The following is a 20,742-nucleotide window of genomic DNA, read 5'->3' on the forward strand; positions in this document are numbered from 1 at the left end:
AGCCTAGATTTTCAGGGAATCTCCATCATTATGAGTTACGGGCCAACACCAACAACCAGCACTCCAGTGAGTTCGAGCACTACGACATCGCACTCGTCTCCATATTGTGCGTCAGGTTCCTATGCCGATGCGGCAAAAAAACGTCCATCTAGCTCAAATCAGCAAGCTAAATCTCTCAATCCACCGGCTCAACTTCCACAAGTTGTTCATCAACGTTCGACCAGTCCCTCAAATATTTCAGGTCGGCAGGCATCTGCCTGCCAGCCTGCTACGACATCGCAACCGTCACGGTATTGTGCGTCAGGTTCCTATGCCGATGCGGCAAAAAAGCCGCCATCTGCCCCAAATCGGGAAGCTAAACCTCTTGCTCCACGCGCTCAACTGGCAAAGGGTGTTCATCAACATTCGAACAAATCCTCAAATATTTCAGGCCAGCAGGCATCAGCTTACCAAAGGTCTACCCCCAGGACGCTTTATCCAGAGGCAAAGACCCCCTCTCCTGCAGCTATTAGAAAAGAGATCAATAGTGCTTTCGCAATACTGAGACATCAAAATTTCACAGACGCAGAAAAAGCATTTCGAGTCATCTTAAAGAAATACCAAGGCAATCTGAGTCCATTCAACAAACAGAACACGACCATAGGGCTTGCAAGAGCGCTGAAAGAACAGACCAACGAAAAACAGTTAGAAGCCTACTCTCTTCTGGAAGCGCTCAGATTGGATGGAACATGCAATAAGTTTGGCGCTTCGACCATTCACAACCTTGATCTGAACCTGAGCCTCTGTGAAGAGGCACTTGGATGGCACTTTGCCGCCGAAACACGACTTTTGAGGCTCAGACGGAAAAGCACCAATGCCTATGAGAAGACCCTGTGCAAGCCTTCTGGCTATTATGCTGCAGATATTACTAATGCCAGACTGTGGCAGTCTATGGGCAAACACAGGCTGGCTGAAACACTCCTCCTGAAAATAAAAGAGGAGTTGATTAAAAAGCTGCAGTCGAAACCGGACTCTCCTGCGGCACAAAAACTGCGTAAATACCTCGGTAAGGTCAATATGGCCCTGGCGCGACTCTGGCAGCTGATGGAGAAATATCAACTGGCTGAAGACCTCTTGCTGGACATGAGCGGCAAGCACCCCGATGACTATATGGACATTCTCTGCAAGCTCACCAAGTGTGAAGACATTGACCTGGCTCTGTCGGTACTCTGGCGGTTAATGGGCAAATATGAACAGTCTGAGAGACTGCTGCTGAACATGAGTAACAAACGTCCCGATGACAGTGAGGACACTCTCTGCAAACCTTCCGGGAATCATGACATTGACCTGGCTCTGGTGCGACTCTGGGAAGAAACGCGTAAACATGAGCTGGCTGAAAAACTGCTGCTACTCATGATTGGCAAGCACCCCAATGACAGTCTGAAGGTTCTGTGTAAGCCCTTTGGGAAAGCTAACATTGACCTGGCCCTGGTGCGGCTCTGGCAGATAATGGGCAAATTTAAACAGTCTTCAGAACTTCTGCTGAACATGTGCGGTTCGCGACCCGGTGCCAGTGAGGAAGAAATGTGCATGCCCTCCGGGCATTGTGACACTGACCTGACCCGGGCTCGATTCTGGCAGATGGAGGGCAGACACAACCTGGCTGAAAGGCTGCTGCTGAATATGGGTGGCAAGCATCCCGGTGCCAGTGAAGAGATTCTCTGCAAGCCCTGCTGGCAGCAGGAAATTGATCTGACACTGATGCGACACTGGGAGGTCACAGGCAAATATCACCTCTCTGAAAGGCTGCTGCTGAACATGAGTGGCAAGGACCCCGATGGCAGTAAGGAGATCCTTTGCAAGCCCTGTGGGAATCATGATTTTGATCTGGCTCAGGCGATGCTCTGGGAGATCATGGATAAACCCGAATGGACTGTACTCCTGCTACTGAACATGAGCAGCAAGCACGCCAATGACACTGAAGACAGCCTGTGCAAACCCTCTGGCAATCATAACGTTGATATGGCTCTGGCACGCTTTTGGGGGAGGATAGGCAAACATGAACAGGCTGAAAGACTGCTTAAGCAAGGCTGTAAATTATATCATTCGAATGAATTTGAACAGGCACTACTCAGCCAATCTGCCGGGCAAGAAGGATTTATGGAAATGATTAGCCACTATCCGGAAACGATCAATACCCTGTTGGCTACCTCTATCCATTATTTCAACCTGGCTTGCAAGCAAATAATCGATACAGGTCCAGAGTCAGGACAAGATAACCTTCATAAGGCTCTGGAAATTGTGGAATCGGCACTGAAGAAATACCCTCCCAGTGCGGGAGCTTTTTCGCAAAAAGCGCACTGTCTCAGAATGCTGGGGAAAAATGAGCAAGAATGGAGGGAATGGTTTGATAGAGCGGAAGCCTTCGACGTCAGCCGGGCATACAGGGCAAAAACTCATTTTTGGCGAAGCAGGGAAGCCGCTGCCCTCCAGAAGTTATCGAATCTCAAAGAATAAAAAAAACATCCTTGAACTTTTATGCCTGATGATTGTCCAATAAGCACCTAACCAGTTGGTTTCGCATATTCTGGACGGCGGCTTTTTCCATCCTTCTGCGTTCCAACTCTGGTTGCGTAGCTATGGCTACGCGCCCATCGTTGCGCCTTGAAGGATGAAAAAATCCACTCGCCAGAATATGCGAAATCAACTGGTCAGGTTCTTAGCATAGATTTTCAGGGAATCTATATCATTATGAGTTACGGGCCAACACCTACAACTAACGCTCCAGCGAGTTCGGGCACTACGACATCGCAATTATCTCAATATTGTGCGTCAGGTTCAGATACCGGTGCAGCAAAAGGGCGTGAATTTACCTTAAATCCAAACGCTGAAACGTTTATTCCACGTTCACAACTTCCTCATCGTGGTCATCAACATTGGCACAGACCCTCAAATATTCAAGACCGGCCAGTAACTTCATGCCAGCGCCCTACTCCCCGGACGTTTCACCCAGAGGCGAAGACCTACTCTCCTGTAGCCCTTAGAAAAGAGATCAATAGCGCTTTCGCAATGCTCAACAATCAAAATTTCATTGATGCAGAAAAAAAATTCCGGGTCATCTTAAACAGCATACATGGCATACCGGATCCATTCGAAAAGCGGAACGTAACCGTAGGGCTTGCAAGATCGCTAAAAGAGCAAACCTGCGAAAAACAGTTGGAAGCCTGCTCTATTCTGGAAGAACTCAGGTTAGATGGAACACTCAACAGGTTCGGGGCTTCGACCATTTATAACCTTGATCTGACCCTGAGCCTCTGTGAAGAGGCACTTGGAAGACACTTTGATGCCGAAACCCGACTGTTGAGGCTGAGAAAAAAAAGGCTCGATGCCGATGAGAGAACCCTGTGCGAACCTTCTCGCTATTATGCCGCAGATATTAATAATGCCCGACTGTGGCAGTCTATGGGCAAATACACTCTGGCTGAAACACTGTTCCTGAACATAAAAAAAGAACTGATTAAAAAGCTGCAGTCAAATCCCTATTCTCCTGATACATCAAAACTGCGTAAATACCTCGATACCGTCAATATAGCCCTGGTGCGACTCTGGCAGTTTATGGACAAACATCAAGAGGCTGAACTCCTGATGCTCGGAATCATTGGCAAGCGCCCCGATGACCATGAGGACGTACTCTGCAGGCAATCTGATCGTAAAGACGTTGATCTGGCTCTGACGTTTATCTGGCGGGCGTTGGGCCAGCATGAGCGGGCTGAGAGGCTGCTGCTGAACATCAGTCGCAAGCATCCCGATGACAGTGAGGAGATTCTCTGTCGCCCCACTGGCGATCCTGCCATTGACATAGCTCTGGTGCGAATCTGGGAAGAATTGGACAAATTTGAGCTGGCTGAAAAGCTGCTGCTGAACATAAGTGGCAAGAGACCCGACGACAATGAGGAGCTCCTGTGTGAACCCTTTGGGCATCATGATATTGATCTCGGTCTGGCACTGCGCTGGCAGAGGAAATACAAATATATACGAGCTGAAAAACTACTGCTCAACATGAGTGGAAAGCGCCCCGGTGACAGCGAGGAAGAACTGTGCAAGCTCTCTGGGAATCGTGAAATTGATTTGGCTCTGGCACGACATTGGGAGCTGACGGGCAGATATAAACTGGCTGAAAAGCTGCTTCTGAACATCTGTGGCATGCACCCCAATGCCAGTATAGACAGCCTGTGCAGCTCCTGTGGGAACATGGAAAATGACCTCGCTCGGGTGAGACTCTGGGAAATGATGGGCAAACATGAATGGTCTGAAAAGCTGATGCTGAACATGATTGGCATGCCCCCCGGAGCTATTGTGGAAGAGCTGTGCAAACCATTTGGGCATCATGACATTGACCTGACTCGGGCGCGACTCTGGCAGGAAATGAAGAAATTTGAACTGTCTGAAAGGCTGCTGCTGAACATGAGTGGCAAGCACTTCAATGCCGATGAAGACAGCCTGTGCAAACCTTCCGGGAATCAACAGATTGACCTGACTTTGGTAAGACTATGGGACACTACGGGCAAATGTGAACAGGCTGAAAGACTGACCAGGCGTTGCTGTGAGTTATATCATTCGAATGAATGGCAATTAACCCTGTTGTACTTATCTACCGGGAAAGCGGGATTTCTGGAAATGATCAGCCGCTGTCCGGAAAGTGTCAATACTCTGGTGGCTACCTCGATCCATTATTTCACCCTGGCTTGTGACCAGATAAAAAAAGACGGCCCGGAGTCTGCAAAGGAGAACCTTGAAAAGGCGCTTGAGCAGGTTGAATCAGCGTTGCAAAAGTACCCTCCGAATGCGGGAGCTTATTCACAAAAAGCCCATTGTCTCAGGATGCTGGGTCGAAGTAAGCAACAATGGAGAGAATGTTTTGCTAGAGCGCAAGCCCTTGACTACAGCCGAAACCAAAAGGGGAAAGCCGATTTTTGGCGGAGGCACGAATACATTGCTCTTGAGATAGTAAGAGGTCTCACAGGTTAGATGGCCTTGTACTTTATTACGTCCACTGCCTGTCAAAAAGTGTAAGTTTCAGGGAATTAATGAGGCTATGAATTACGGATTACCAATAACAACCAGTTTCGCGACCCGTTCGTGCACCGCAACCGTTGCCACACCTCAACCGCTGCAATATTGTGCCTCAGGTTCAAATGCTAACACTGAAACAACAAAGCCTCCGTTTAAATTAAACCCGAAAGCGCCAGCGTTTATTCCACGGATGCAACCTGATCAACCTGTTCAGAAAGATCCGGGCGTACCCTCAAATATCCTGGACCGGCGAGCAAAGGCATACCAGTGTATGTCTCCCCGAACGTTTCAGCAAAGGGTGAATAAATCCTGTCCTGAAACGGCTAAAAGGATCGATAGCGCTTTCAAACTATTAAAAAAACAAGATTACATAAATGCAGAAGCAGCATTCCGGACCATCTTGCAAGATGAACAACTGAATGAATTCGATCACCAGAGAACCGTCATAGGGCTTGCAAGATCGCTGAAAGAACAAACCTCGGAAAAGAAGAAAGAAGCCCTTACTCGTCTGGAAGAACTCAGGGTGAATGGTACGTTCACCGAGTCTGGAGCTTCAACCATTCGTAACCTTGATCTGACCATGAGCCTCTGCGAACAGGCACTTGGACGGTTCCATGATGCGCAAGCACGACTTTTAAGGTTGAGAAACAAAAAGCCCGATGCAGACGCGGAGACACTTTGCCAGCACTCTGGCTATTTTGACGTTGATATCGCTAATGCACGACTATGGCAGCATATGAGAAAATACCAGCTGGCTGAAAAACTGCTGTTGGGCATGAAAGCAGGGCTGATTGAAAAGCTGCAGTCGGACCCACACGCTGGCATAGTGGAAAGGCTGCATAATTACCTCGATAGTGTAAATATAGCTCTGGTGCGATACTGGCAAGAGGTGTGCCAATATGATCGGGCCGAAGATCTGCTGCTAAACATGGGTGGCAAGCACCTGGCTGAAAGTATCGAAACCCTGTGCAAGCCCTCTGGGCATCATGACATAGACCTGGTACGACACTGGCAGGTGATGGGCAAATATGAATGGGCTGAAAAACTGCTGCTCAACATGATTGGCAAAGACTCCAAAGACAGTATCGAGATCCTCTGTACAGCCTCTGAGCACCCCGAACTCGATCTGTCTCTGGCGCTTCTCTGGCATGCGACAGGCAGACTTCAACTGAGTGAAAAACTGCTGCTCAATATGATTTCCAGGCACCCTGATGACGCTGAGGAGATCCTGTGCAAGGCCTCTGGAAAACATGAGATTGATCTGGCTCTTGTACGACTCTGGCAGGAGATGGGCGAATATCAAAGGGCTGAAATACTGCTGTTAAACCTGAGTCTCAAACACCCCGATGAGAGAGAGGAGTCCTTGTGTCAGCCCTGTGGGCATCATGACATTGACCTGACCCTCGCTCGACTCTGGCAGAAGTTGAACAAACATAAACAAGCAGGAATACTGCTGCTAAACATGAGTGGCAAGCGCCCCGATGCCGCTATGGAAGAACTTTGCAGGCCCTGTGGCAACCGTGACATTGACCTGGCTCTGGCGCTGCATTGGGAGATAGTGAATAAACATCATCTAACTGAAGGGCTGCTGCTGAACATGAGCAACAAGGACCTCAACGACAGTGAGGACAGTCTGTGCATGCCTTGCGGGAATCATGATATTGATCTGGCTCTGGTACGCCTCTGGGAGCTAATCGACAAAGGTAAACAGGCTGAAAGACTGATTGAGCGTTGCTGTGAATTATACCATTCGGATGAATGTGAATTATCCTATCTGTCCTCATCTGCCGGGAAAGCAAAGTTTATGGAGGTGATTAACGGGTATTCGGAAAGTGCCAATAAGTTGCTGGTTATCTCAATCCATTATTTTGTAATGGCGTGTAAGCAGATATCAGAAGCCAGTCCGAAGTCAGGAGAGGAAAACCTCATTAAGGCGCTTGAGCATGTGCAATTAGCACTTGAGAGGTACCCCCCGACTGCGGGAGCTTATTCACAAAAAGCGCACTGTCTCAGAATGCTGGGCGCCAATGAGCAAGAATGGAGGAAATGCTTCCAAAAAGCCCAAGCCCTTGACTCCAACCGAAAACAGAAGGGTAAATCGGATACCTGGCGAAGCAACGAATACGCGGCTCTTCAAAAAGTACTGGCTCAGACATAAGCATGAACTTTTATATCCATTGACTGTCCAATGGCACAAGTTTCAGAGGAAGTTTCATGACTATGAATGACGGATTACCACCAACCTACAACTGCGCATCCGGTACGACATCGCAACCGGCGCAAAATCGCTTTACTGACTCCAATGAGGAAGCAAAGCCTCCATTTAAATTAAACCCGAAAGCTCCACCGTTTATTCCTCGTGCTTCTGGTGTTGATCGACTTTCGAACACACCCACAACTATTAATCGCCGACAAACAACTGCGTGCCTGACACTTTCTTCCCAGACATTGCACCCATCGGTGAAGAGGACATCTCCTGAAGCGGCCAGTGAAAAGATCAATAGCGCTTTCGATTTATTGATGAACCAAAATTTCATTGACGCGGAAAACACATTCCGGGCCATCTTGCAAGAATACGCGGACTTACTGAGAACATCCGACTACCAAAGATCAATCATAGGGCTGGCAAGATCACTCAGAGAGCAAACCTGTGAAAAGCAAAAAGAAGCCTGTTTTCATCTGGAAAAACTAAGGTTGACTGGAGAGTTAAACGAATTCGGGGCTTCAACCATTCGTAACCTTGATCTGACCCTGAGTCTCTGTGAACAGACACTTGGGAAGAACCCTGATGCTGAAGCACGACTTTTGAAACTGAGAGACAAAAAGCCCGGTGCTGATGAAGAAACCCTTTGCCAGCATTCTAATTATTTTGATGCTGACATGGCTAATGCACGACTATGGCAGTTTATGAGGAAATACCAGCTGACTGAAAAACTGCTGCACAGCATGAAATACGGGCTCATTGTCAGGCTGCAGTGGAACCTGCACGCAGCGCTTGCAGAAAAACTGCAAGATTTCCTCCATAAAGTCAATATAGCTCTGGCGCGATGCTGGCAAGAGACAGGCCAATATGAATGGGCTGAAGATCTGCTGCTCAACATGAGTGGCAAGTACCCCGGTAACAGTATCGAGCTCCTGTGCAAGCCCTCCCGTCATAATGACGTGAACCTGGCCCTGGTGCGACTCTGGGAAGTAAAGGGTAAACATGAGCTGGCTGAAAGACTAATGCTGGCCATGAGTGGCAAGTGCCTCGATGACAATGAGGAGACCCTGTGCACGCCTTTTGGAAAACATGAAATTGATCTGACTCTGGCACAATTCTGGCAGGTGACAGGCAAACATCAACTGAGTGAAAAACTGTTGCTCAACCTGATTGACAAGCACCCCGATGACGCTGAGGAGATCCTGTTCACGCCCTCTGGAAAACATGATATTGATCTGGCTCTTGCACGACTCTGGGAGGTAACGGGCCAATATCAACGGTCCGAAAAACTGCTGTTGAGCATGAGTGTCAGGCACCCCGATGTGAATGAGGAGACCTTGTGTCAGCCCTGTGGACATAATGACATTGACCTGACTCTGGTTCGACTCTGGCAGAAGTTGAACAAACATAAACAAGCAGAAATACTGCTGCTGAACATGAGTAACAAGCGCCCCGATGCCGCTATAGAAGAACTTTGCAGGCCCTGTGGAAACCATGATATTGACCTGGCTCTGGCGCTGCATTGGGAGATAGAGAACAAACATCATCTAAGTGAAGGGCTGCTGCTGAACATGAGCAACAAGCACCTCTTCGACAGTGAGGACAGCCTGTGCATGCCTTGCGGGAATCATGATATTGATCTGGCTCTGGTACGCCTCTGGCAGATGATCGACAAAGATAAACAGGCTGAAAAACTGATTGAGCGTTGCTGTGACTTATACCATTCCGATGAATGTGAATTATCACATTTGTCCTTATCTGTCGGGAAAGCAAGCTTTATGGAGGTGATTAACAGGTATCCGGAAAGTGCCAATCAGTTGTTGGTTATCTCAATCCATTATTTTGCACTGGCGTGTAAGGAGATATCAGAAGCCGGTCCCAAGTCAGGAGAGGAAAACCTCATTAAGGCGCTTGAGCATGTGGAATTAACACTTGAGAGGTACCCCCCGACTGCTGGAGCTTATTCACAAAAAGCGCACTGTCTCAGAATGATGGGGAAAAATGAGCAAGAATGGGGGGAATACTTCCAAAAAGCCAATGCCCTTGACTCCGCCCGCAAATATAAGGGTAAAACGGACGCCTGGCGAAGCAACGAATACGCGGCTCTTCAAAAAGTATTTGCTCAGACATAAGCATGAACTTTTATGTCTATTGACTGTCCAAGAGCGTAAGTGCCCAGGAAGGTCATTTGGCCATGAGCTACGGATTACCCACAAAAATTGCCTCGACCAGTTCTAAAAGCACCACGACATCACAGCCGTCAGAGTATTCTGCATCAGGTTCAGATACCGGTGCGTCAAAAGGGCGAAAATTTACCTTGAATCCGAACGCTGAAACATTTATCCCACGTTCGCAACTTCCTCATGGAGATCATCGTGGTCATCAGCATTCGAACAGACCCTTAAATATTCCAGACCGGTCAGCAACTGCATGCCAGAGACCTACTCCCCGGACGTTTCAACCAGAGGCGAAGACCTACCCTCCTGACGCTCTTAAAAAAGAGATCAGTAGCGCTTACACAATGCTCAACAATAAAAATTTCATAGATGCAGAAAAAGCATTCCGGGTCATCTTACACGGCAAGCATGACATACCGGATCCGTTCGACAAGCATAACGTGATCATAGGACTTGCAAGATCGCTAAAAGAGCAAACCTGCGAAAAACAGCTGGAAGCCTGCTCTATTCTGGAAGAACTCAGGTTAGATGGAAAATTCACCAGGTTTGGGGCTTCGACCATTTATAACCTTGATCTTACCCTGAGCCTCTGTGAAGAGGCACTTGGAAGACTCTTTGATGCCGAAACCCGACTGTTGAGACTGAGAAAAAAAAGCCGCAATGCCGATGAGAAAACCCTGTGCGAACCTACTTGCTATTATAACGCAGATATTAATAATGCCCGACTGTGGCAGTCTATGGGCAAATACACTCTGGCTGAAACACTGTTCCTGAACATAAAAAAAGAACTGATCAAAAAGCTGCAGTCAAATCCCTATTCTCCTGATACATCAAAACTGCGTAAATACCTAGATACCGTCAATTTGGCTCTGGGGCGAATCTGGCAGTTGATGGACAAACATCAAATGGCTGAAGAAGTGCTGCTGGAGATGGTTGGCAAACGCTCCGGTGACAGTGAAGACACGCTCTGCAAGCACTCTGGTCATAAAGACATTGACCTGACTCTGGTGCGAGTCTGGCAAGCAAAGGGTAAATATGAACAGGCTGAGAGACTGCTGCTGAGCATGAGCCAAAAGCATCCCGATGACAGTGAGGAGACTCTGTGCAACTCCACCAGCCACAACGACATTGACTTGGCTCTGGTGCGAATCTGGCAAGTGAGGGGTAACTATCAACGGGCTGAGAGACTGCTGCTGAACATGAGTCGCAAGCGTCCCGATGACAGTGAGGAGATTCTGTGCAACCCCATTGACCATCGTGACATTGACCTGGCTCTGGTGCGACTCTGGGAAGTAATGAACAAACAAGAGCTAGCAGAAAAACTGCTTCTGAACATGAGTGGAAAGCGCCCCGGTGACAGCGAGGAAGAACTGTGCAAACTCTCTGGGAATCTTGAAATTGATATGGCTCTGGCACGACATTGGGAGCTGACGGGCAACTATAAACTGGCTGAAAAGCTGCTGCTGAACATGAGTGGAAAGCGCCCCGGTGACAGCGAGGAAGAACTGTGCAAGCTCTGTGGGAATCGTGAAATTGATATGGCTCTGGTGCGACTCTGGGAAGTAATGAACAAACAAGAGCTGGCAGAAAAACTGCTGCTGAACATGAGTGGAAAGTGTCCCGGTGACAGCGAGGAAGAACTGTGCAAGCTCTCTGGGAATCGTGGAATTGATATGGCTCTGGCACGACATTATGAACTGACGGGCAACTATAAACTGGCTGAAAAGCTGCTGCTGAACATGAGTGGAAAGCGCCCCGGTGACAGCAAGGAAGAACTGTGCAAGCTCTGTGGGAATCGTGAAATTGATTTGACTCTGACACGACATTGGGAGCTGGCGGGCAAATATAAACTGGCTGAAAAGCTGCTGCTGAACATGTCTGGCAAGCACCCCAATGCCAATATACACAGCCTGTGCAGCTCCTGTGGGGACATGGAAATTGACCTGGCTCTAGTGAGACTCTGGGAAATGATGGGCAAACATGAATGGTCTGAAAAGCTGATGCTGAACATGATTGGCATGCCCCCCGGAGCTATTGCAGAAGAGCTGTGCAAACCATTTGGGCATCATGACATTGACCTGACTCGGGCGCGACTCTGGCAGAAAATGAACAAATTTGAACTGTCTGAAAGGCTGCTGCTGAACATGAGTGGCAAGCACTTCAATGCCGATGAAGACAGCCTGTGCAAACCTTCCGGGAATCAACAGATTGACCTGACTTTGGTAAGACTATGGGACACTACGGGCAAATGTGAAGAGGCTGAAAGACTGACCAGGCATTGCTGTGAGTTATATCATTCGAATGAATGTCAATTAACCCTGTTGTGCTTATCTACCGGGAAAGCGGGATTTCTGGAAATGATCAGCCGCTGTCCGGAAAGTGTCAATACTCTGGTGGCTACCTCGATCCATTATTTCACCCTGGCTTGTGACCAGATAAAAAAAGACGGCCCGGAGTCTGCAAAGGATAACCTTGAAAAGGCGTTTGAGCAGGTTGAATCAGCGTTGCAAAAGTACCCTCCGAATGCCGGAGCTTATTCACAAAAAGCCCATTGTCTCAGGATGCTGGGTCGAAGTAAGCAAGAATGGACAGAATGTTTTGCTAGAGCGCAAGCCCTTGACTACAGCCGAACCCAAAAGAGGAAAGCTGATTTCTGGCGGAGGAATGAATACATTGCTCTTGAGATAGTACGAGGTCTCACAGGTTAGATGGCCTTGTACTTTATTACATCCACTGCCTGTCATAAAGTGAAAGTTTCAGGGAATTAATGAGGCTATGAGTTACGGATTACCAACAACAACCCGTTCCGCGCCCCTTTCGTGCACCGCAACCGTTGCCAGATCTCAGCCGCTGCAATATTGTGCCTCAAGTTCAAATGCCACCACTGAAACAACAAAGCCTCCGTTTAAGTTAAACCCGAAAGCGCCAGCGTTTGTTCCACGGATGCAACCTGTTCAGGAAGATCCGGGCGCACCCTCAAATATCCTGGACCGGCGAGCAAAGGCATACCAGTGGCCGTCTCCCGGGACGTTCCACCAAAGGGTGAATAAATCCTGTCCTGAAACGGCTAAAAGGATCAATAGCGCTTTCAAACTATTAAAAAAACAAGATTACATAAATGCAGAAGCAGCATTCCAGACCATCTTGCAAGATGAACCATTGAATGAATTCGACCACCAGAGAACCGTCATAGGGCTTGCAAGATCGCTGAAAGAACAAACCTCGGAAAAGAAGAAAGAAGCCCTTACTCGTCTGGAAGAACTCAGGGTGAATGGTACGTTCACCGAGTCTGGAGCTTCAACCATTCGTAACCTTGATCTGACTATGAGCCTCTGCGAAGAGGCACTTGGACGGTTCCATGATGCGCAAGCACGACTTTTAAGGTTGAGAAACAAAAAGCCCGATGCAGACGCGGAGACACTTTGCCAGCACTCTGGCTATTTTGACGTTGATATCGCTAATGCACGACTATGGCAGCATATGAGAAAATACCAGCTGGCTGAAAAACTGCTGTTGGGCATGAAAGCAGGGCTGATTGAAAAGCTGCAGTCGAATCCACACGCTGCCATAGTAGAAAAGCTGCATAATTACCTCGATAGCGTAAATATAACCCTGGTACGGCACTGGCAAAAGCAGTGCCAATATGATCGGGCTGAAGATCTGTTGCTGAACATGGGTGGCAAGCACCTCGATGAAAGTATCGAGACCCTTTGCAAACCCTCTGGGCATCATGACATAGACCTGGTACGACACTGGCAGGTGATGGGTAAATATGAATGGGCTGAAAAACTGCTGCTCAACATGAGTGGCAAAGACTCCAAAGACGGTATCGAGAGCCTCTGTACACCCTCTGTGCACCCCGAATTCAATCTGGCTCTGGCGCTTCTCTGGCAGGAGACAGGCAAACATCAACTGAGTGAAAAACTCTTGCTCAATGTCATTTACAAGCACCCCGATGACACTGAGGAGATCCTGTGCAAGCCCTCTGGAAAACATGAGATTGATCTGGCTCTTGCACGACTCTGGGAGCTAATGGGCCAATATCAACGGGCCGAAAGGCTGCTGTTGAATATGAGTGCCAAGCACCCTGATGTAAATGAGGATACCTTGTGTCAGCCCTGTGGGCATCATGACATTGACCTGACACTGGTTCGACTCTGGCAGAAGTTGAACAAACATAAACAAGCAGAAATACTGCTGCTGAACATGAGTAACAAGCGCCCCGATGCCGCTATAGAAGAACTTTGCAGGCCCTGTGGAAACCATGGCATTGACCTGGTTCTGGCGCTGCATTGGGAGATAGAGAACAAACATCATCTAACTGAAGGGCTGCTGCTGAACATGAGCAACAAGCACCTCAACGACAGTGAGGACAGTCTGTGCATGCCTTGCGGGAATCATGATATTGATCTGGCTCTGGTACGCCTCTGGCAGATGATCGACAAAGATAAACAGGCTGAAAAACTGATTGAGCGTTGCTGTGACTTATACCATTCCGATGAATGTGAATTATCACATTTGTCCTTATCTGTCGGGAAAGCAAGCTTTATGGAGGTGATTAACAGGTATCCGGAAAGTGCCAATCAGTTGTTGGTTATCTCAATCCATTATTTTGCACTGGCGTGTAAGGAGATATCAGAAGCCAGTCCCAAGTCAGGAGAGGAAAACCTCATTAAGGCGCTTGAGCATGTGGAATTAACACTTGAGAGGTACCCCCCGACTGCTGGAGCTTATTCACAAAAAGCGCACTGTCTCAGAATGATGGGGAAAAATGAGCAAGAATGGGGGGAATACTTCCAAAAAGCCAATGCCCTTGACTCCGCCCGCAAATATAAGGGTAAAACGGACGCCTGGCGGAGCAACGAATACGCGGCTCTTCAAAAGGTACTGGTTCAGACATGAGCGTGAACTTTTATGTCCATTGATTGTCCAACCATTACCCCACTGCCTGAACTTGTTACATTCAGACAGGTGTACCGCTTTCCAGAGAGTTTAAATGGCTATGAATTACGGATTAACAACAACCAGTGCCGCCGCAAGTTCGGGCACCTCGACCACTACGGCATCACAACCGAAACAGGATTGTGCGTCAGGTACTGATACCCCTGCGACAACAGAGACTGGATTTACCTTTAACAGGAGAACTCGAACGTTTATTCCAAGTGCTCCGCATCATCATGGTGTTCACAAACGTTCGAACAGGGCTGCAAATATTTCAGAACGACAAGTAACTGCAAACCGGAAGTCTACTTCCCGTCCGTTTCAACCAGCTGTCAGGGAAGCCTCTTCACAACTGATTGCAAAAGAGATCGATAGTGCTTACGCAATACTCAATAATCAAAATTTCATAGGTGCAGAAAAAGCATTCCGGATCATCTTAACCGACAATTGGGGCGAACTGACTACGTTCGAAAAGGAGAACACAACCGTAGGGCTTGCAAGATCACTAAAAGAGCAAACCCGCGAAAAACAGATAGAAGCCTGCTCTCTTCTGGAAGAACTCAGGTTGGAAGGTAAACTCAGCTGGTTTGGGGCTTCGACCATTTGTAACCTTGACCTGACCCTGAGTCTTTGCGAAGAGGCCCTCGGAAAGCAACTTGAGGCTGAAACACGACTTTTGAAACTGAGAAGAGTAAGTCCCAATGCCGATGAGAGAGCCTTGTGCAAGTCTTCTCGCTATTATCCCGCAGATATTAATAATGCCCGACTGTGGCAGTCTATGGGCAAAAACACTCAGGCTGAAAGGCTCCTGCTGAACGTCAAAGCAGATCTGATCGAAAGGCTGCAGTCAGAACCCTCCGCTGCAATTGCACCAAAGCTGCAGAAATACCTCGACAGCGTAAATATGGCGCTGGTGCGACTCTGGGAAGTGATGAATAAACATGAATCGGCTGAAAAACTGCTGCTGATCATGAGTCGCAAGCATCCCAATGACAGTGAGGAGGCTCTGTGCAAGCCCTGTGGGCATCTTGACACTGACCTGACCCTCGTACGACTGTGGCAGATAAAAGGCAAAAATAACCGTGCTGAAAAGCTGCTGCTGAACATGAGTGGTAAGCGCCCCGGTGCCAGCGAGGAAGAACTGTGCAAACCCTGCCGTAAGCATGACATTGATCTGACTCTGGTAAGGCATTGGGAACTGACAGGCAAAAATAAATTGGCTGAAAAGCTGCTGCTGAAAATGAGTGGCAAACATCCCGATGCCAGTGAAGAGATTCTCTGCAAGCCCTGCTGGCAGCGTAAAATTGACCTGACACTGGTGCGACATTGGGCGGCTAATGGCAAACATAGCCTGAGTGAAAGACTGCTGTTGAACATGATTCACAAGCACCCCGATGACGATGAGGACATCCTGTGTGAGCCCAGCGGACATCATGATATTGACTTGGCTCGGGCGAAAATCTGGCAGGATATGGATAAAACTGAACGAGCTGAAAGACTGCTGCTGAACATGAGTGCCAAGCCCCTCAATGACAGTGAGGAAAGCCTGTGCAAACCCTCTGGTCATCATGACATTGATCTGGCTCTGGCACGACTATGGCAGATAATGGGCAAACATGAACGGGCTGAAAGACTACTGCTGAACATGAGTGGCAAGCAACCCGGTGCCAGTGAAGAGATTCTGTTTCAGCCTTGCTGGAAAAATGTCATTGATCTGACCCTGGTGCGACAATGGGATGTCATGGGCAAATATAAATGGTCTGAAAAACTGCTGTTGAACATGAGTGGCAAGTCCTCCTGTGCCAGTGAACAAGAACTATGCAGGGCCTGTGGCCATAACGACATTGACCTGGCTCTGGTGCTACTCTGGGAAAAACTGGAAAAACATGAGCTGGCTGAAAAACTGCTACTGAACATGAGTGGCAAGTCCGCCAATGACAGTGAAGAAAGCCTTTGCATACCCTTTGGCCAACATGACATTGACCTGGCTCTGGTACGACTCTGGGAGATGATGGGCAAACATGAATGGGCTGGAAGGCTGCTCAGGCGTTGCTGTGACTTGTATCATACGAACGAATGTGAATATACGCTGTTATGTTTTTCTGCGGGGCAAGCAGGATTTATGGAAATGATTGGCAACTATCCAGAAACTGCCAATACCTTGCTGGTCACCTCGATCCACTATTTCAACCTGGCTTGTAAGCAGATAACAAATGACGACCCGGAGTCAGGAAAGGATAGCCTTGAAAAGGCGCTTGAGATTGTTGAGTCAATACTGAAAAAGTACCCTCTATACACGGGAGCTTATTCGCAAAAAGCGCATTGTCTCAGGATGCTGGGCAGAGGTGAGCAAGAATGGAGGGAATGGTTTGAAAAAGCAGCATCCCTTGACCCCGGTCGGCTTTATAAAGAGAAAACTGATTTGTGGCGAAACAACGAAGCCACTGCTCTGCTGAAGTTGCGCAGTCTCAAAGTTTAAAAAAAGAAAAAAAGACACCCATAAATTTGCTTTACCATCCACCTGGTCTACTTTTCACCTACAACTGATTTTTTGTCCAGACAGGTGAGTTCATGGCCCAAGCTCGCAGTACCCTGATTGATCCCGGCTCAACGCCTTATTACCACTGCATGGCAAGATGTGTTCGTCAGGCTTACCTCTGTGGAGAGAACCACCTGACTGGCAAGAGTTACGAGCATCGCCGCCAGTGGGTGGTGGATAAACTCCGGGAACTGGTTTCAGTCTTCGCTATCGAAGTCTGCGCTTACGCTGTCATGTCGAATCATTATCATGTGGTTTTGCACATCAATCAGTCATCTGCCAGAGGCTGGTCACGGAATGAAGTGCTTCATCGTTGGACGACCTTGTTCGCAGGTCCGCTTCTGGTGCAAAGGCACCTGGCCGCTGACAAACTGGGCAGCGCTGAATTGGCCCGTATTGATGAATATGCTGAGGAATACCGGCGTCGTTTAACGGATATCAGCTGGTTTATGCGCTGCCTGAATGAACATCTTGCTCGTGAGGCCAACAAAGAAGACGAGTGTAAAGGACGCTTCTGGGAAGGACGCTTTAAAAGCCAGGCATTGCTGGACGAAGCAGCGTTACTGACCTGCATGACCTACGTTGACTTGAATCCGATTCGGGCTGGTAAGGTAGAAACACCGGAAGCATCAGACTACACGTCGATTCAGGAACGCGTGGAGCAGGTTACACATTCTGAGACTAAAAAACAGCCGCTGACCCTGAAACCTTTTTGTTCGCAGGGCCAGAATACGGACGTTGCCCTTCCCTACCTTCTTCACGACTATCTGGAACTGGTTGACTGGAGTGGCCGCATTGTCAGAACAGATAAGAAAGGTTCCATCCCGTCGTGTACCCCTCCTATTCTTGAAAGATTGGACATTGATCCGGATGAGTGGCTGAAAACCATGCAATGGAATAATCGTTTTTATCGGGCAGTTGGCCGTCTGGAAGCGATGAAGGCCTTTGCACTTGAAGTTGGACAGAAGTGGCTTCGAGGTTTAAACGCCTGCAGGCGGTTGTATCTGACAAGTTAGCGTAGAAGTCAGTTAAGAAATTAAACACTTTCTCTTTATCCCTCCTCGACTTTAAGTCGGAATAAGTTTGTGTCGTCTGAACATGGCTCGAGCAGCCTCTGTTCGTCGAATGCTCCTGTGTGGCTCGCTGATAGGCTATTCGAAGATAGGTTTTCAGATCCTTTTTTGGGAATACAGTTTTTAAATGTCTTATTTATTTAATGGGTGTCTTATTTTTTTATTTATGGGTGTCTTATTTTTTTTTTACAGAGCATTATCCCTTGACCCCGGACGGGCACACAGGGGTAAAACTGATTTTTGGCGAAGCAACGAAACCACCGCTCTTCAAAAGGTGCAGGCCTCACAGGTTAAATAGATAACCCTGAACTTTTTTGTCCGTTGACTGTCCAAAAACTACCTCTTCTGTCTACAGGCAACACATTCAGGCAAACGGGGTACCCATTTTCCAGAGAGTTTCAATGGCTATGAGTTACGGATTACCAACAACAACCAGTGCTGCCGCGAGTTCGGGCACCACGACCAGTCCGGACACTGTGACATCGCAACCGTCTCAGTATTGTGCGTCAGGTTCATATGCTGATGCGGTAAAAAAACAACCATCTACCTCAGACCGGGAAGCTAAATCTCTTGCTCCGCGAGCCCAACTTCTAAAAGATGTTCATCAACCGTCGAACAGATCCTCAAATATTTCAGGCCGGCAAGCAACTGCATACCGGGGGCGTACTCCCCGGACGTTTCAACCAGTGGCGAAAAGGCCCTCTTCTAAAGCTATTGAGAAAAATATCAATGAGGCTTACGCAATATTCAATAATAAAGATTTCATAGAGGCAGAAAAAGCATTCCGACTCATCTTACACAAATACCAGGGCCTACTGAGTTCATCCGAGAAGCAGGACATAACCATAGGTCTTGCAAAATCGTTAAAAGAGCAAACCTTCGAAAAACGGAAAGAAGCCTGCTCTATTCTGGAAGAACTCCGGCTAGATGGAAGATTCACCAGGTTCGGGGCTTCAACCATTCATAACCTTGATCTGGCCCTGAGCCGCTGTGAAGAGGCACTTGGAAGGAACTTTGCAGCCGAAAGACGACTTTTGAGACTGAGAAGAAAAAATCGCAATGCCGATGAGAACCAGCTGTGCAAGTCTTCTCGCTACTATGCCGCAGATATTTCCAATGCCCGACTCTGGCAGTCTATGGGCAAACACACGCTGGCTGAAACACTCTTACTGAACATAAAGACAGAGCTGATTAACGAGCTGCAGAAAACACTATACGCGCCTAAAGCAGCAAGATTGCGTAAATACCTTGATACCGTCAATTTGGCTCTGGGAAGGATCTGGCCGTTGATGAACAAGCAACAACAATCTGAAGAGCTTCTTCTCGAAATGATTGGCAAGCGCTCCGATGACAATGAGGACAAGCTCTGCAAGCACTCCGATCGTAAAGACATTGACCTGGCTCTGGTTATTATCTGGCTGGATTTTGACAAGCGTGAACGGGCTGAGAGACTGCTGCTGAGCATGAGTCGCAAGCATCCCGATGACAGTGAGGAGATTCTGTGCAGGCCCACTGGCCATCAAGGCATTGACTTGGCTCTGGTGCGAACCTGGGAACAGACAGACAAAAATAAGCTGGCTGAAAAACTGCTGTTAAACATGAGTTGTAAGCACCTCAATGACGATGAGGAGGTCCTGTGTAAGCCCTCTGGGCATCATGACACTGATCTCATTCTGGTGCGACTCTGGCAGAAGTTATACAAACATCAAAGAGCTGAAAAGCTGCTGCTAAACATGAGTAAAAAGCACTCTTGTGCCAGCGAGGATGAACTGTGCAAGCTCACTGGGAATCATGAAATTGACCTGGCTCTGGTTCGACATTGGGAGCTGACGGGCAAATATAAATTAGCTGAAAAGCTGCTGTTGAACATGAGTGGGAAGCATCCCGTTGCCAGTGAAGAGATTCTGTGCAAGCCCTGCTGGAATTATGTCATTGATCTGACTCTGGTGCGATTTTGGGAGGTTGTGGGCAAATATCACCTGAGTGAAAGACTGTTGTTGAACATGATTGGCATGCAACCCAATAACACTGAAGAGATCCTGTGTGAGCCCAGTGGACATAATGATCTTGACCTGACTCGGGCGCGACTCTGGCAGATCATGGATAAACCTGAACGGACTGAAAGGCTATTGCTAAACATGAGTAGCAAGTCCCTCAATGTCAGTGAAGAAAGCCTCTGCAAGCCCACTGGTCATCATGACATTGATCTGGCTCTGGTATGTGTCTGGGCAAAGACAGGCAAACATAAATGGGCTGAAATACTGCTCAGGCGTTGCCGTGATATGTATCAAACGAATGAATGTGAATATACGCTGTTAGCTTTATCTGCAGGGCAGGCAGGATTTATGGAAATGATTAGCAACTATCCGGAAAGTGCCAATACCTTGCTGGTTACCTCGATCCATTATTTCAGCCTGGCGTGTGAACAGATAGCAGAAAAAGGTCCGAAGTCAGGAAACGATAACCTGATGAAGGCACTTGAGATTATTGAATCGGCACTGGAAAAATACCCTTTCAATGCGGGAGCTTATTCACAAAAAGCGCATTGTCTCAGAATGCTGGGAAGCAGTGAGCAAGAATGGAGGGAATGGTTTAACAGAGCAGAAATGATCGACCCCGGCCGGGCATATAAGGTTAAAACTGATTTTTGGCGAAGCAACGAAACCACTGCTCTGCAAAAGTTACTGGCCTCACAGGTTAAGTAGATAGCCATGAACTTTTTTGTCCATTGACTGTCCAACGACTACCCCGTCTGCC

The 20,742-nt window shown here is 48.0% G+C and carries 9 protein-coding genes; all 9 read left to right on the forward strand.

The window, feature by feature from the left end:
* Nucleotides 1–30: 30 nt before the first annotated feature.
* Entirely contained in the window at nt 31–2,496 is a 2,466-nt protein-coding gene (locus ACOJUO_RS24975) for a hypothetical protein (RefSeq protein WP_422138516.1), read from the forward strand.
* A 234-nt stretch (nt 2,497–2,730) separates the two neighbouring features.
* The gene (locus ACOJUO_RS24980; RefSeq protein ID WP_422138517.1) at nt 2,731–5,007 is read left to right on the forward strand and encodes a tetratricopeptide repeat protein; all 2,277 of its coding nucleotides are present in this window, start codon (nt 2,731–2,733) and stop codon (nt 5,005–5,007) included.
* A 67-nt stretch (nt 5,008–5,074) separates the two neighbouring features.
* Nucleotides 5,075–7,210: a hypothetical protein gene (locus ACOJUO_RS24985; RefSeq protein WP_422134585.1), complete on the forward strand. Its 2,136-nt coding sequence runs from the start codon at nt 5,075–5,077 to the stop codon at nt 7,208–7,210.
* 56 nt (nt 7,211–7,266) lie between these two features.
* Nucleotides 7,267–9,387, forward strand: a complete 2,121-nt coding sequence (locus ACOJUO_RS24990; protein WP_422138518.1) for a hypothetical protein — start codon at nt 7,267–7,269, stop codon at nt 9,385–9,387.
* 62 nt (nt 9,388–9,449) lie between these two features.
* The gene (locus tag ACOJUO_RS24995; RefSeq protein ID WP_422138519.1) at nt 9,450–12,140 is read left to right on the forward strand and encodes a tetratricopeptide repeat protein; all 2,691 of its coding nucleotides are present in this window, start codon (nt 9,450–9,452) and stop codon (nt 12,138–12,140) included.
* A 67-nt stretch (nt 12,141–12,207) separates the two neighbouring features.
* Nucleotides 12,208–14,334, forward strand: coding sequence for a hypothetical protein (locus ACOJUO_RS25000; protein ID WP_422138520.1), 2,127 nt, complete (start codon nt 12,208–12,210; stop codon nt 14,332–14,334).
* A gap of 94 nt (nt 14,335–14,428) precedes the next feature.
* The gene (locus ACOJUO_RS25005) at nt 14,429–16,852 is read left to right on the forward strand and encodes a hypothetical protein (protein WP_422138521.1); all 2,424 of its coding nucleotides are present in this window, start codon (nt 14,429–14,431) and stop codon (nt 16,850–16,852) included.
* Between the two features lie 92 nt (nt 16,853–16,944).
* Nucleotides 16,945–17,928: a transposase gene (locus tag ACOJUO_RS25010; RefSeq protein ID WP_422138522.1), complete on the forward strand. Its 984-nt coding sequence runs from the start codon at nt 16,945–16,947 to the stop codon at nt 17,926–17,928.
* A 464-nt stretch (nt 17,929–18,392) separates the two neighbouring features.
* On the forward strand, nt 18,393–20,690 hold the full coding sequence (locus tag ACOJUO_RS25015) for a hypothetical protein (RefSeq protein WP_422138523.1): 2,298 nt from the start codon (nt 18,393–18,395) through the stop codon (nt 20,688–20,690).
* The last annotated feature ends 52 nt before the right edge of the window (nt 20,691–20,742 follow it).

This window comes from Endozoicomonas sp. ALC020 (genome assembly GCF_049275935.1).
GTDB lineage: Bacteria > Pseudomonadota > Gammaproteobacteria > Pseudomonadales > Endozoicomonadaceae > Endozoicomonas_A.

Bases quoted from the DNA above. Each gene is read 5' to 3' on its own strand.
- ACOJUO_RS24985 (WP_422134585.1), top strand. From the start codon at position 5,075: ATGAATTACGGATTACCAATAACAACCAGTTTCGCGACCCGTTCGTGC.
- ACOJUO_RS25010 (WP_422138522.1), top strand. From the start codon at position 16,945: ATGGCCCAAGCTCGCAGTACCCTGATTGATCCCGGCTCAACGCCTTAT.
- ACOJUO_RS25015 (WP_422138523.1), top strand. From the start codon at position 18,393: ATGAGTTACGGATTACCAACAACAACCAGTGCTGCCGCGAGTTCGGGC.
- ACOJUO_RS24995 (WP_422138519.1), top strand. From the start codon at position 9,450: ATGAGCTACGGATTACCCACAAAAATTGCCTCGACCAGTTCTAAAAGC.
- ACOJUO_RS24990 (WP_422138518.1), top strand. From the start codon at position 7,267: ATGACTATGAATGACGGATTACCACCAACCTACAACTGCGCATCCGGT.
- ACOJUO_RS24980 (WP_422138517.1), top strand. From the start codon at position 2,731: ATGAGTTACGGGCCAACACCTACAACTAACGCTCCAGCGAGTTCGGGC.
- ACOJUO_RS25000 (WP_422138520.1), top strand. From the start codon at position 12,208: ATGAGTTACGGATTACCAACAACAACCCGTTCCGCGCCCCTTTCGTGC.
- ACOJUO_RS25005 (WP_422138521.1), top strand. From the start codon at position 14,429: ATGGCTATGAATTACGGATTAACAACAACCAGTGCCGCCGCAAGTTCG.
- ACOJUO_RS24975 (WP_422138516.1), top strand. From the start codon at position 31: ATGAGTTACGGGCCAACACCAACAACCAGCACTCCAGTGAGTTCGAGC.